13 protein-coding genes and 4 pseudogenes are annotated in these 12,451 nt (G+C 66.8%); 5 read left to right on the top strand and 12 right to left on the bottom strand.

What is annotated here, in order from left to right; translation table 11 throughout:
* The first annotated feature begins 173 nt into the window (after positions 1-173).
* Entirely contained in the window at positions 174-1,259 is a 1,086-nt protein-coding gene (locus O3W51_RS19880; RefSeq protein WP_269287090.1) for a glutamate--cysteine ligase, read from the top strand.
* 169 nt (positions 1,260-1,428) lie between these two features.
* Here the strand turns inward: O3W51_RS19880 and O3W51_RS19875 are convergent, their stop codons facing one another.
* On the bottom strand, positions 1,429-1,653 hold the full coding sequence (locus O3W51_RS19875; RefSeq protein WP_138355294.1) for a DUF5133 domain-containing protein: 225 nt from the start codon (positions 1,651-1,653) through the stop codon (positions 1,429-1,431).
* Between the two features lie 378 nt (positions 1,654-2,031).
* On the opposite strand from O3W51_RS19875, the gene O3W51_RS19870 reads away from it, so the two are divergent.
* Positions 2,032-2,889 (top strand): RNA polymerase sigma factor SigF, encoded by an 858-nt coding sequence (locus O3W51_RS19870; protein ID WP_138355293.1) that lies wholly within the window; start codon positions 2,032-2,034, stop codon positions 2,887-2,889.
* A gap of 176 nt (positions 2,890-3,065) precedes the next feature.
* Here the strand turns inward: O3W51_RS19870 and O3W51_RS19865 are convergent, their stop codons facing one another.
* Complete coding sequence (locus tag O3W51_RS19865; RefSeq protein WP_138355292.1) at positions 3,066-3,416, bottom strand: PRC-barrel domain-containing protein; 351 nt, start codon at positions 3,414-3,416, stop codon at positions 3,066-3,068.
* Positions 3,417-3,666: 250 nt separating this feature from the next.
* The gene (locus O3W51_RS19860; protein ID WP_138355291.1) at positions 3,667-3,840 is read right to left on the bottom strand and encodes a CsbD family protein; all 174 of its coding nucleotides are present in this window, start codon (positions 3,838-3,840) and stop codon (positions 3,667-3,669) included.
* Positions 3,841-4,036: 196 nt separating this feature from the next.
* Here O3W51_RS19860 and O3W51_RS19855 point away from each other — a divergent pair, with 196 nt between their 5' ends.
* Entirely contained in the window at positions 4,037-4,207 is a 171-nt protein-coding gene (locus O3W51_RS19855) for a hydrophobic protein (RefSeq protein ID WP_138355290.1), read from the top strand.
* A 277-nt stretch (positions 4,208-4,484) separates the two neighbouring features.
* Here the strand turns inward: O3W51_RS19855 and O3W51_RS19850 are convergent, their stop codons facing one another.
* The 5 genes from O3W51_RS19850 to O3W51_RS19830 form a co-directional block, all read right to left on the bottom strand.
* A complete protein-coding gene (locus tag O3W51_RS19850; RefSeq protein ID WP_187145198.1) occupies positions 4,485-4,691 on the bottom strand; it encodes a hypothetical protein in 207 nt (68 codons plus the stop codon).
* A gap of 57 nt (positions 4,692-4,748) precedes the next feature.
* Positions 4,749-5,024 (bottom strand): isoamylase early set domain-containing protein, encoded by a 276-nt coding sequence (locus O3W51_RS19845; RefSeq protein WP_138355289.1) that lies wholly within the window; start codon positions 5,022-5,024, stop codon positions 4,749-4,751.
* A gap of 408 nt (positions 5,025-5,432) precedes the next feature.
* Positions 5,433-6,245 carry a VOC family protein gene (locus O3W51_RS19840; protein WP_269287088.1) on the bottom strand — a complete coding sequence of 271 codons (813 nt, stop codon included), beginning with the start codon at positions 6,243-6,245 and terminating at the stop codon, positions 5,433-5,435.
* 575 nt (positions 6,246-6,820) lie between these two features.
* Positions 6,821-7,375 carry a type 1 glutamine amidotransferase domain-containing protein gene (locus O3W51_RS19835; protein ID WP_138355287.1) on the bottom strand — a complete coding sequence of 185 codons (555 nt, stop codon included), beginning with the start codon at positions 7,373-7,375 and terminating at the stop codon, positions 6,821-6,823.
* Positions 7,376-7,659: 284 nt separating this feature from the next.
* Positions 7,660-8,028, bottom strand: coding sequence for a hypothetical protein (locus O3W51_RS19830; RefSeq protein ID WP_164297738.1), 369 nt, complete (start codon positions 8,026-8,028; stop codon positions 7,660-7,662).
* 438 nt (positions 8,029-8,466) lie between these two features.
* On the opposite strand from O3W51_RS19830, the pseudogene O3W51_RS48890 reads away from it, so the two are divergent.
* Positions 8,467-9,526, top strand: a pseudogene (locus tag O3W51_RS48890) (IS630 family transposase).
* 39 nt (positions 9,527-9,565) lie between these two features.
* On the opposite strand, the gene O3W51_RS19815 reads toward O3W51_RS48890, so the two are convergent.
* Both O3W51_RS19815 and O3W51_RS19810 read right to left on the bottom strand, forming a co-directional pair.
* Entirely contained in the window at positions 9,566-10,027 is a 462-nt protein-coding gene (locus O3W51_RS19815; RefSeq protein WP_138351879.1) for a DUF4279 domain-containing protein, read from the bottom strand.
* Positions 10,028-10,243: 216 nt separating this feature from the next.
* On the bottom strand, positions 10,244-10,648 hold the full coding sequence (locus tag O3W51_RS19810) for a type II toxin-antitoxin system PemK/MazF family toxin (RefSeq protein ID WP_031080431.1): 405 nt from the start codon (positions 10,646-10,648) through the stop codon (positions 10,244-10,246).
* A 166-nt stretch (positions 10,649-10,814) separates the two neighbouring features.
* Between O3W51_RS19810 and O3W51_RS19805 the strand changes: the two are divergent.
* A pseudogene (locus O3W51_RS19805) lies at positions 10,815-11,018 on the top strand (transposase); the annotation flags it as partial.
* Here O3W51_RS19805 and O3W51_RS48885 read toward each other — a convergent pair.
* Positions 11,003-11,167 (bottom strand): annotated as a pseudogene (locus tag O3W51_RS48885) (transposase); the annotation flags it as partial. The pseudogenes O3W51_RS19805 and O3W51_RS48885 overlap by 16 nt on opposite strands.
* Positions 11,168-11,174: 7 nt before the next feature.
* Positions 11,175-12,323: pseudogene (locus tag O3W51_RS19800) on the bottom strand (ISAzo13-like element transposase-related protein); the annotation flags it as partial.
* Positions 12,324-12,451 lie beyond the last annotated feature (128 nt).

The following is a 12,451-nucleotide window of genomic DNA, read 5'->3' as shown; positions in this document are numbered from 1 at the left end:
CCTCCTCGCCGTCCGGCCCCTGCCGGGCGCGCCCGTCGCCACGCCGCTCGGCTGGGACGAGATGGACGAGCTGGAGTTGACGGCCCGCCGCTGGACGAGTACCGACCTGGGCGACCGGCTCGACAGCGACCCCTGCATATGAGATCTACCGGCGCGAAGAAGGGGCAGCTGCCGTGCGTAGTGTGGGCGTCGAGGAAGAACTGCTGCTGGTGGACCCGGGCACTGGGGAGCCACGGGCCGTCGCGGAAGCGGTACTGGCCGCAGAGGTTGAGGCCGACGACGAGGCCAGGCTGGAATCAGAGCTGCAACGGGAACAGGTGGAGACCACCACGCGGCCGCAGACATCGATGAGTGATCTGGCCAGGGAACTGCGGCGCTGGCGAGCAGCGGCCTCGGAGAGGGCCCGCGAGACGGGGACGGAAGTGGCGGCCCTTGCCACATCTGTCCTGCCTGCGGATCCCTCGGTGAGTTCGGGGCGCCGCTACCATCGGTTGATCGAGAAGTTCGGTCTTACCGCGCAGGAACAGCTCACCTGTGCCTGCCATGTGCATGTGGGCGTGCAGTCGGACGAGGAAGGTGTGGCCGTCCTCGACCGGATCCGGCCCTGGCTTTCCGTCCTGCTGGCGCTGAGTGCGAATTCGCCGTTCTGGCAGGGCAATGACAGCGAGTACAGCAGCTTCCGGAATCAGGTGTGGGGGCGCTGGCCCTCGGCGGGTCCTACGGAGGAGTTCGGATCGCCGGAGCGATACCACTCTCAGGTGCGGTCTCTGCTGGGGACGGGGACGCTCCTCGACGAAGGGATGATCTACTTCGATGCTCGGCTCTCACGCACCTATCCGACCATCGAGATCAGGGTCGCCGACGTGTGCATGGACGCGGACGACGCGGTGTTGCTGGCAGCGCTCGTACGAGCTCTGGTGGAGACAGCCGCGCGCGCCTGGCGCGCAGGCGAACCGACGCGGGCGGCGCCGGTGGGTCTGTTGCGACTCGCGTCGTGGCGGGCCGCCAGATCGGGGGTCTCCGACCAACTCGTCCATCCCCTCATCTGGACTCCGGCCCCTGCCGAGACGGTGATCAACACACTGGTGGAGCACACCACCGAAGCGCTGCTGGACGCCGACGATCTGTCCCTGGTCAAGGAGTCGCTGAGTCAGCTGATGGGACGCGGCGGCGGGGCCGGGCTCCAGCGCGACACATACGCCCGCACCGGCGATCTACGGTCCGTCGTCACCGACGCCATTGCCCGCACCAAACGCTGACTGCGACCCCTCGCCGTAAGCGGATCCAGATGCAGGATCGGTGCCTACCTCCTTGAGACAGCTGTTGATGTGACCTCGTGCCAGCAGTGACGGTCCCAGCTGCCAAGTCCCCCATTGCGCGGGCGCGTCAGCTCGCCGACGGCTCGGCCGTATCGGCGGCCCCGCGTCGTCAGGCCGCGGTGGTCATCTGTCGCGTGGACGTACCGCAGTGGCAGCTCGCGACGCGCAGCGCGTCGGCGATGTTCCGGGTGCCGGTGGAGACGCACAGCGTGTAGGCGCTGTCTTCCAGCTGGCGGCGTTCTTCGGACGTCATAGCCCCCGCGCTTTCGAGCGCCCGCAGTTGGTCGTAGCGGTCGATCAGCAACTGAAGCGTGGCGGGGCGAGGCATCAGCATGACGGTGTCTCCTTCGGCGCCGAGTTCTTCGCTCGTCAGGTGCCCCGGCTCGGGCGTGGGCGGGGGAAGATCCAGAGCGGCATGGCCCTGTCGCCGCGTGAAAGCCGCCAGGCGGCGGTTTCGGTGATCACGCATGTTCCCCATCGCTTCTACCCAGCCCTCGGGGCGCCCCACAGCCCTGGGCGGGGGTCCCTGACACAGAACGGTAGCGGCGAGATTCGAGATTGTCTATTGTGGTCACAACAGTTTTTTGTCCGTCGCTGGAACAGTGTCCCGGCAGGACGCGAGTGACACCGGTGGGCTGCAGTTCTCTCGCCCTGCCGGGCGGGAGGTACGTGGGGCTCGGTGCCGAGCCGACCGACAGGGTGAGGAGCAGTCATGACGATCACCGCGGCAGCACAGACCACCATCACCGCTCCGGCCCCGCCCCCTGTGTCGCTGCCGTGGATCGAGAACCCGGGCGAGGTCGCCCCGGCCGACGCACGGGAGCTGTCGAAGCTGTTCTTCGACCGCCTGCGGACACTCGAGGAAGGCATGCGGGAGTACCAGTACGCCCGTAACACCCTCATCGAGCTGAACATGGCCGTGGTCACGTTCGTCGCACGGCGCTTCCGCAACCGCCCGGAACCGCGTGAGGACATCATCCAGGTCGGCACGATCGGCCTGATCAAGGCCATCGACCGGTTCGAGCTGAGCCGCGAGGTCGAGTTCACGACCTTCGCCATCCCCTACATCTCCGGCGAGATCAAGCGGTTCTTCCGCGACACCAGCTGGGCCGTCCACGTCCCGCGCCGTCTCCAGGAACTTCGGCTCGAGCTCGCGAAGGCCGCCGAGACCCTGTCCGACCGGCTGGAGCGGGACCCGACCGTCCCGGAACTCGCGGCATTCCTGGAGATCACGCCGGAGGAGGCCACCGAGGGCCTGGTCGCGTCGAACGGCTACACCGCCGGGACCCTCGACCTGCCCGTCGGCGGCGATGACAGCAGCGACAACACCAGCATCCTGGCCGACCGGTTCGGTGACGTCGACCCGGCTCTGGAGGGGGTGGAGAACCTCCTCGCCCTCAAGCCGCTGATCGCCGCTCTGCCCGAACGCGACCGCGCGATCCTGAACATGCGCTTCGGCCAGGAAATGACCCAAGCCCAGATCGGCGCCGAACTCGGCGTGAGTCAGATGCACGTCTCCCGCCTGCTGAACCGCACCCTCACCCACCTGCGCAACCACCTGGCCGCCTGACCGCCTCTGCCTGAGCAGCCAGCCGTGGCTGAGCGGGTACGCCTCACCCCGGCGTCGGAGGTGTTGGCACAGACGGCGTGATCAGCCCGCTGACGCTTGGCCCCAAGACGCCCGCCCTGTCTCCCCAGACCTGGGGTCTGGGGAGACAGGGCGTCTTGGGGCGATGCGACCGGCTCTCAGGCCCGGTGGGTACCGTAGTAGCCCTCAACCTGCTGGTGATAGCCCAGGTCGCCAGCGTGCTTGTCCTTGTCGAACTCCGGAGAGTTCTTGATCTCGTCCTTGTCGCGGGCGACGTAGATCTTCCGCTCGGCGATGTCGATGGACTGGATCGTCCCCGCCGGGAGCAGGACGTGCTTGCCGAAGATCCACACTCCGGTGTCGACAACGATGTACGCGGAGCCGACTTCATCGGAGTGCTTGTCGACCTTGCCGATGCTGCCGTTGGTCGCCTCGACCTTGAACCCGGTCAGATCCGTACCGGCCTGGTAACCCGAAGCTGCCGGGTATCCCCACATGTTGTCAGTCACAAGAAACCCTTCCGTCGTCGTGCAGTGGTGCGAGAGATCCCTTCCGGCTATTCGGTGGGAAACCCTCAAAAGTCGCCTTCCCTGCAACCTCCGACCAACACGCGTTTCCTCCATCGCCGGACAATATGGCGTGGATCGCGTGCATCAGACGGCGGTCCGCGAAGATACGGCGGGAGGAAGACGTTGAAGCCCTTCCGGCCGCGCGAAGGCCGCAGTCGTGGATGGCTGCAGGGGATCACGTCGCATCAAGTCAGTGCTTGAAGGCGTCCTTGATGTGCTCGCCGGCCTGCTTCACATCGCCCTTGGCCTGGTCGGCCTTGCCTTCGGCTTCGAGGCGCTCGTTGCCCACAGTCTTACCGGCGGCTTCCTTGACCTTGCCTTTTGCCTTGTCCGCGGTGTTCTCGGCCTTGTCTTCGGCACCCATGGTTCCTCCAAGATCTGTGCGGATGATGCACCTGGCCGCCTACCCAGGTCGGCCACGTCAATACCCGGCAATTTCGGACACATGAGGAATCACCCGGCGCTCCGCCCCGGCGACGAAGGGTGCCCTCCGATTGGCGGAAAATTGTGTGACTGCGGAATCCATCCCGGGGTATCCGCTGGTCAGGAGGTTGATAACCATGGGTCCACTGCTTCTGGTTCTACTGCTCGCCCTGATTCTGTTCGGCGCCGGGTTCGCGCTGAAGATCCTGTGGTGGGTCGCCGTCGTCGTACTGGTGGTCTGGCTGCTGGGCTTCGTCATGCGCGGCACGGGTGCCTCCGGCAGCCGCGGTCGCTGGTACCGCTGGTAGGCGGCCGCATCGCACGTCATCGTCAGGCCCCGGCCCCGCCGGGGCCTGACGCATATCAACACCGCGCGAGCACGCGAATCAGCGGCACGCTGCCCGACCGGACACGAATCCGGCGGTCCGGCTTCGGGTAGACGTGAGCTAGCGGGGGCGGGCGGGGCGTCGATTCTCGCGGGCAGCCGGTCCACTCCGGCCACCGCCCTGGACGTCCGGGTCGTACTCCGGCGCGTTCTTGATCTGCCCTTGGTCAGGCCGATGTAGATCATCTCGTCATCGTGGTCTACCCGCCGTGCGGTGCCGCGGGTAGCACGACGTACTTGCCGATCAGCCAGGGCTTGGTGTTCACCACTGGATACGCGCCACCGACCTCGTGAGAGGCACTGTCAATCTTCCCGATGTGACCATCGGTCGCTTCGACCTGGTAGCCGATCAGGTCGGTACCGGCCTCATAGCGCGCATCGGCGGAGTACTCCCAGATCTCTGACATGACGCGCTTCCTCCGGGGGAGATCTCCGGTTGAAGGCGGTGCGTACGGGATCGGCGCTCAGGTGTGGAGGAGGCTGTTGTCTCCGTCGTACCCGTCGGCAGCTTCATCGTTGAACCAGTGGTCGCCTTCGGCGAGATACCGGAAACGCACTCGCCTCGCGGTGGGCATCTTCACCGTGACCGCCCGCGTGCCGTCGAGACGCTCCTCCAGCGGATGGACGCCCGGCTGCCAGCCATTGAAATCACCCACCACGCTCACCGCACCTCTCGGCTCCTCAGCAGGCAGCACGAACGTGACTTCAAGAGCGTTCTTACGCTGGGTGCGCTCCAACACGGCATGGCTCCTTCTCAGAGGGGGAACATCCACAGACATCCTCATCGCCGAACAGCCCAGCCACCGGCCCAGCACGGCCTGCGGCGCCCCAAACCCACCCCATCGGCGCACAGCCACCAACCATCCCCACAAGCGTCGGGGGACATCGCCATGGGAGCAGGACCAGCCCATCAGCCCCGCGGCGCGGCGAGCCAGAGGGGAGCCGATGCTCTGCGGGGCCGGGCAGGCGCTGCCGGATGCCATCGAACGGGGCTTGCGGAGCAGCCGAGTTGGCACCGACGGCCGCTCCGCTCACCGGTTGCCAACACGTCGCCGAGGCGACTCCCACCAGCACTGTTACGCCATTCCGGTGGATCGAATGGACCAGCCGGTGGAATCCCTCACCTCGCCGCATGAGTGGGAGCGCACTCACCTGCCGGAAGTGTGCGGAACGACGGTGAACAGCCCCCCGTCGGGGTCACGCAACGTTGCCTGTCCCTGACCGGGCGTGGGAGAGTGCGGAACGGCGGTTCCGCCGAGTTCGAGGGCTGCCCGCACGCACGCTTTCACATCAGCCACGGGGAAGTGCACCTGCCATCGGGGACGCCTCGCAGGGTCCGGCGCCACCTCGACAGCGCCGGAATTCAACCGGGCCATCACATGCCCCGCGCTGCGCAGCACCACTTCCTGGTCCTCGTAGGCGACCTCGCAGCACCCGGGGCGTTCGCACGCCCAGTCCAGGACCTCGCCGTAGAAGATGGCTGCGTCGAATGCATTGCGGGTCCACAGTCGCAACCACGCCGGTGCTTGTCGCCGCCATGCATCCCACTGGGACAACAACTGCCCTTCCCAGATGCCGAAGACGGCGCCGTCCCGGTCCGCGGCCAGTGCCCCGCGGCCGTCCCCGAGGCTCAGCGGCCCAACCGCGACCGTACCGCTGCGCTCCCGGATCCGCGCCGCGGTCACGTCCGCGTCCGCTACCGCGAAGTAGGGGGTCCATGCCACGGCCACCTGCAACGCAGGCGCCAGAGCACCGATGCCCGCAACGGACGACCCGTTCACGAGCGCCACACTGAACGCGTCACCCAGTCCGCCGGGCCGAAACTCCCAGCCCAGCACCGCTCCGTAGAACCGCTGCGCGCTCTCCAGATCGCGGGCCATCAGACTGATCCAGCACGGTGCGCCGAAGACGTCGCTGCCGGTGGTTCCTGCGGTGGGCCCCGCAGCTTCTTTGTTCTCCATCGCTGACATCTCGTCCGTCCCGGGTTTCCGGCCGCATCGTGAACGTGAGGGCGCCGGGAACGCTCCGCCTCAGCACATGCGCGCTGCTCCCATTGTCCTCTTGCCGCTTCAACGCGCAGGTCGCCGATCGGATGCGGGCGGCCGTACGACCGCCGGTGCCGGGCTTTCCACGCACCTGCTCAGGAGCAGGTCCACCGCCGGCACTCGCGATCTCGCGTGTTTCACACCACTGTCCCGTGCCCGCTCAACGCCGGGAATCGTGCTGTCCGGCAATCCACGGGCGTCGGGTGTCATCAGTGGTGAGCGAGGAAGTCCCGCAACTCGCGATGACGACGCCGGCATCGCGCCCCAGACCCGCCTCGGAGCACCACCCCAGGAACAGGCCCAGCCGCCACGGCAACCACTGCCCTGAAACTCCGTCGGCCGCCCCGTGGGCTCGGCGCCTTCCTCGGGGCAGCGGCTCTCCCATACGTCAGGGCCGTTGCCACGCCACTCCACGATCGTGGGATCGCGTAAGCACGTGGTCGCCCTGGGGTTCGATCTGCAGGTGGTCAGCCATGGCAAACCCCTACCCGCTACGCCGCGGCGAACACGGAGACCAGTGCTTCGCCGAAGGCGGGCAGGTCATCGGGTTTACGGCTGGTCACCAGCACATTGGGTCCGGCAGTGCAGATCTGGACCTGTCGGTCGACCCACTGCGCGCCGGCGTTGACCAGGTCGGTGCGAAGGCTCGGCCATGAGGTCAGGCTCCGCCCGCCGACCGCATCGGCCTCGATCAAGATCCAAGGGGCGTGGCAGATCGCAGCTACAGGCTTCCCGGCGCCGAAGAAGGCCCTGACGAAATCCACCGCAGCGGAATGCATCCGTAGCGCGTCGGGATTGGCCACGCCGCCTGGCAGTACCAGAGCGTCGTATTCGTCGGCCGAGACACCGTCGACCACATCGTCGACTTCGAAGGTGTCACCGTGGTCCAGATGGTTGAATGCCTGGACCCAACCGCTCTGGGTGGACACCAAGCGCGGCATGCCTCCCGCCTCGAGAACGGCCTGCCAGGGCTGGGTCAGTTCCACCTGCTCGACGCCCTCGGGTGCAACCAGGAACGCAATGGTCTTTCCCTGCAAGGTGACCATGAGGCGACCTCTCTTCGTACGCGGAGTCGGAAAGCGCCTTGGAATCAGCGGAACGCCTCCCCGGCCGCACAGTCCCCAACAGCATCAAGGCTTTCACACTCTCAACGCCCCCGCGCTCCACGAATCCGGACGCCGCCCACCGCGGCGTGCCAACGCAGCAGCGACGTGAGCGGCCCGCTGGTCGTTGCAAGGGCAGTGTCGTGAACCCGCACAGCTGGAAGCACCGCCGTCTGCGACAGCGTGGTGCATACCGCCCGCCCGGCTCCGCGTTTCGGCCCGGTCAGCTATCGAACTGAGCTCACCAGCCGCAATTGCACGTCCTTCTCCTGGTCCCCGGCGGCGGTGCTGCGTTCCTGAACGTTGAAGGCGGCGGATAGTGCCTCCAACATCTCGTCAACCGCCCAGTAGCCGCCCTGGAGGCCAGCCTCGACGGCGGCTGACAGCCGCGCCGGCGCGAGGGGCGCATGCTCGGGGGTCACCTCGAAGGTGGAGGCCCACACGGTGTGCGGGTGCGATGCGGCGTTCGGCGCCTCGTCGTCTGTGCGGTCGCAGTCGAAAGATCGGCGCAGTGCCTCGAAGACGGCATTGGCATCTTCTTGCGAGCAGCTGGTGAGCGTCACCACCACTGGCGTCGTGGGCTGTGTGCTCTTCACGGCAATCCCTTCCTTTCTCGATTGTCCCGTGAAATGGGGATCCGCGCGATCCTGGGCCGCCGAGTGCCGCAGCACGCTGCTTGTGAATCCTGAACTGAGGGCGCGAGAAATCTACGGTGACGCACTTGCCGGAGCCTGGTCGAGTCGAACCACTGACGACCATGATTCCTCGTGTCCTAAGCCGGTGCCACCAGTGCCCGTAGAACAAACCGCCGCGTTCAAGCGCAAGGGCCTTGCCCCGCCCCCAGGGCCATGGCACAGCCTGGCCCCCTATTTGCCTCTGCTCGCTAACAATCTGCGTGACGGGGGAAGGTCACGTCCGTTGGCGTGGTGTATCGACGGCCAATCGGTGATTCGTTTTCAGGCTACTGAACTTGATTGGGTGATGTCGGGGTCGTTTGCCTGACAGTCGCTGGCCCGTTCCGGTAGCCGTGAGGTGTGCGGTACGCGCAGGGCGGCGGGCTGACCGACGCTGAGAGAGTCAAGCGGGAGCGGTTGCGGCTGCAGGCCGTCGAGCGCTTCGAGAGCGGGCAGAAGAACGGGGAGATCGCTGCAGCGCTGCGGGTGAGCGAGCGGGGTCGGTGGAGCGGTGGCGACGGGCCTGGCGTGAACAAGGCGAGGCCGGGGTGCTGTCGAAGGGTTCTCCGGGAAGGTCTCGGCTCAGTGAGGCGCAGGTCGTGAGGCTGGAGCGGGAGTTGGAGCGCGGCCCGCTCGCCCACGGATGGGCGGACCAGCGGTGGACGCTCGCCCGGATCACGACGCTGATCGGCCGGCTGTTCCACGTCTCATACACGGTAGAGGGCACATGGCAGCTGCTGAAGCGTCACGGCTGGTCGTGGCAGCAGCCCGCACGACGGGCCATCGAGCGCGACGACGAGGCGGTCGCAGTATGGAGGAAGGAGACCTGGCCGTGGGTAGGAGCGTCGCGGCGGAGCGCGGCGCCTGGGTGGTCTTTGAGGACGAGGCCGGGCAGTCGATGACTCCGCCGCGGGCCAGGACCTGGGGCCGGATCGGCCAGACATCCGTCGTCCGCGTGCGCGGACGCGGCTCCGGGCGGGTGTCGATGGCGGGCATGACCTGCTACAGGCCGGGCGAGCGGTCCCGACTCATCTACGCGGTCCGCGAGTACAGGGGGCGCAAGGACGAACCGAAGGGCTTTGGTTCGCGGGATTTCCGCGACCTGGTTGTCCGCGCTCACGCCCAGCTCGGCGGCCCGATCGTGCTGGTCTGCGACAACCTCCGCCTCCACCTGACCGCCGGAATACGGGAGTTCATCGACGCGAACGAGGAGTGGCTCACTGTGTTCCAGCTGCCCGCCTACGCCCCCGATCTCAACCCGCAGGAGGGCATTTGGTCCCTGGTCAAGCGCGACATCGGCAACCTCGCCGCCGACCTCGGGCAGATCACCCGAGTCGTCAAGCGCCGGCTCAAGAAGATCCAGTATCGCCCGAACCTGGTCGACAGCTGCCTCACCGGCACCGGACTCACCTTCGACTGACCAGTCGAGTCCCTCGACCCAGCTTGGGTGGGGCGGCAATCATCCCCCCATGACACCCACCTCTGACGTGGGCGGGTACAGGTCGAGGACGACAGTGAGACCCAGCCCGCCGACCTCGGCGAGCAGGCGGGCCGGCAGGACGCACGCTCCCTGACCGCTCTCACTGCCGAACCCGAGAAACAGATCCAGATCGCACTCGGCGGACAGACGCATCAGCTCCTCACGACTGCCGCTGACCACTCGGACCAGCGCCGCGACGTGCTCCTCAAGCTCGCTGTCGCTTCCGAGACCGCTCCGCCGGATCCAGACACTGGACTCCCTCCGGGCACTCCTCGGGTTCCGGGGACTCATCAAGCTCCCCTGTTCGAACAGCTCGTCCGGAACAATCCCCAGACGAGCCGAGATCTCGTCGGCGCGAACGGTCCGACTCATGATCCGAATCGACCCGGCCGCCCACATCGTGTCCGGCAACAGCGATCGCATCGTCAGGTCTTCTGGCACGCCCACACAATCGCAGGCCGATCAGCGTTCGGCCACCGCATTCCCGTCAGGACGCACGCACAGCCCGCCCACCCGACATCACCCAATCAAGTTCAGTAGTACTCCAGCCGTAGATCGTGATCTCGAGGGTGAGGGGCGTCGAGGCGGCAGGTGTCCAGCGTGGATCATCTCGCCCGAGATCGCCCATGCCGTCGCGGGCGTCGGCTCCTTCTCCGTCTACCCGAGTTCACCGCGACGGAGGGCGTCCCTTATCTCGCTGAGCTTCGCGGTCGTTGCCGGGGTCCGCTCCTGTGCTTGTTCAGCGAGTCGGAGGGCATCGTCGATCTCGCTGAGCTTCCTGGAGGACAGGACGGCCGCCCGCTCTATCAGGTCGTCCCGGGACACGGTGGTCAGCCACGTGCACGGGGTGAAGCCCGGACGCGGGAACGCGAGCCGCAGCACGCCTTCGAGCGGCAGCCCTTCACCGGCGCCGACCGTCACTTCGATGCCCAGACCGCTGATGTCGAGGCCCGCCGGAGCGACGACCTGCATCACCTGGAACCCGGACGCGTCGTCTCCTGACAGCAGTACGACCAACCTCCGCTCGTCGAACTGGACCCACCAGACTTCGCCACGTTGCACAAGCCCTCCGATACACAGGACGGCAGGCAGACGCTGCGCGACCTGACGCGGTGTGGAAACGGGTGCGGCCACCGTTGATCATCGGTGTGTGAAGACAAACGATCATGCGGTGGCCGCAGGTCACAGCGTAGACCCTGCCGGCTGGCAGGAGGCGTTCGAGGGCCTGATGAGCCGGATAGCGGGACGCTTCACACGGGTCGAATCCCGACGCCGGGCCAGGAAGTTGGTACTCGGCCAGTTGTCGGACCTGCCGCGCAAGAACTGCTGGACCATCGCCGAGTGGGCCGGGGACAGGACCCCGGACGGCATGCAGCACCTGCTCGGGAGGGCGAAGTGGGATGCCGACCAAGTCCACGACGAGGTGGGTGACTTGTCGTCGAGGGTGGTGATCACAGACTCCATCTGGTGGCGGACGGCGTCGGCGTCGGGCTGTTCGAAGACCGTCCGCAACAAGGTGGCCACCCACGGCTGAGCGGACTTCGGAACCTTGCTCAGCAAGTTGCGCGCGTAGTGGAGTCGTAAAGATTCAACGTGGCGATATCGGTGCGTCCCGGTTGCCTTCGTGTTCTGCGATGGCGCTGAGGAGGTCAGCGGCGGTGGAGTAGCTTCCCTTGGAACGTGTTGCGGTGTATCCGTCCTGGTCCAGCAGGGGGCGGACCCACAGGACTGCGTTGCCGATGGTGCGTCGGCTCACTTGGAACAGGTCGGCTACCACGTCGCGGCTGCAGACCTTGCGCAGGCTGAGGATGGTGGCAAGGACGCGTTCGGCGTCGGTGATTTTCTCGGAGAAGATCCCTCCGCGGGCTCCGAACTGCCTGTCGGCTCCGCGCTGCCGATGCTTGCGCCGTTCAGCTTCGGCGGCCTGGTGCAAGGACAGCCGCCCGATCAGCTTCGCCAGCTCTTGCCGACTCATCCCGGTCAGCGCCGGATCGCCGAGGGTCGCCAGGCGGTTCGGCCGCGTCGGCACGATGTCGGTGGCCAGGAAGCCCCGCAGCGCAGTCGCGCTGGTGAAGCGCAGAACGGTGGGCTCGATGCCGTGTTTGCGTTTGGCCAGCAACTTGCCGGTCTCGACGACCGCGGCCGCAATCGGGCCCGTGCTGACTTCCAGCAACTCGGACAAGACAACCTGGGAGCAGACCTGCCGCAGGTAGACAACTGCGATCAGGACCCTGTCGGCGTCGGTGAGCAAAGGTCGGCCGTGACTTCCCTTGACTTGGCGACGTCTGCCGCCACGCTGTTCGAAGTAGCGCTGTTCGGCCCGCGCTGCTTGTGCGGGAGCGAGGCTGGCGGCCAACTCCTTCAGATTGCCTCGGCTCATGCCGGTCAGCCGCGGGTCGGCCAGGGTATGCAGGGCCGCCGACCGGTTGCGGTCCCGCTCGCCGATGCCGACGGCGGCCTTCGTGCCGGTCGCGGCGGGCCCGATGGTGTAGTTCCACTTCCCGCGCTCGGCATGGGGTGTGATCGGGAGAGCACTCATTCGCTCCCTGCTCACCGACACGCCTACGGGGTAGTCGCCGGTGTCAAGCACGGCGTCCACCCGCAGCCCGGTGCGGGTGCGAGTGGCGGCGATCGTGTTGACGACGACCTCGTGGCTGGTCAACGGTCTGCCACGCCAGTTCATCGTGATGGCGGAGAACAATCGGTGTTCTATTTTGTTCCACTTGCTCGTGCCTGGACAATGCCGTTGCTTGAACTCGTTAAGCAGTTCGCAGTGACGCTGCAGGGGCGGGGTCGTTGGACCAAGCATGCATCCTTGGGTGGGGTTGTCAGATCATGTGCGGCTGGGGGTGGTGACGCGGTGGG

The organism is Streptomyces sp. H39-C1, from assembly GCF_027158125.1.
Classification (GTDB): domain Bacteria; phylum Actinomycetota; class Actinomycetes; order Streptomycetales; family Streptomycetaceae; genus Actinacidiphila; species Actinacidiphila fildesensis.
Note: the sequence above shows the minus strand (reverse complement) of the source record. Positions and strands in the feature narration are given on the sequence as shown.

Coding starts and splice junctions, on each gene's coding strand:
- O3W51_RS19875 (WP_138355294.1), bottom strand. CDS start 1,653: ATGCTGATGCCTCGCCCCGCCACGCTTCAGTTGCTGATCGACCGCTAC.
- O3W51_RS19870 (WP_138355293.1), top strand. CDS start 2,032: ATGACGATCACCGCGGCAGCACAGACCACCATCACCGCTCCGGCCCCG.
- O3W51_RS19860 (WP_138355291.1), bottom strand. CDS start 3,840: ATGGGTGCCGAAGACAAGGCCGAGAACACCGCGGACAAGGCAAAAGGC.
- O3W51_RS19855 (WP_138355290.1), top strand. CDS start 4,037: ATGGGTCCACTGCTTCTGGTTCTACTGCTCGCCCTGATTCTGTTCGGC.
- O3W51_RS19850 (WP_187145198.1), bottom strand. CDS start 4,691: ATGTCAGAGATCTGGGAGTACTCCGCCGATGCGCGCTATGAGGCCGGT.
- O3W51_RS19840 (WP_269287088.1), bottom strand. CDS start 6,245: ATGGAGAACAAAGAAGCTGCGGGGCCCACCGCAGGAACCACCGGCAGC.
- O3W51_RS19835 (WP_138355287.1), bottom strand. CDS start 7,375: ATGGTCACCTTGCAGGGAAAGACCATTGCGTTCCTGGTTGCACCCGAG.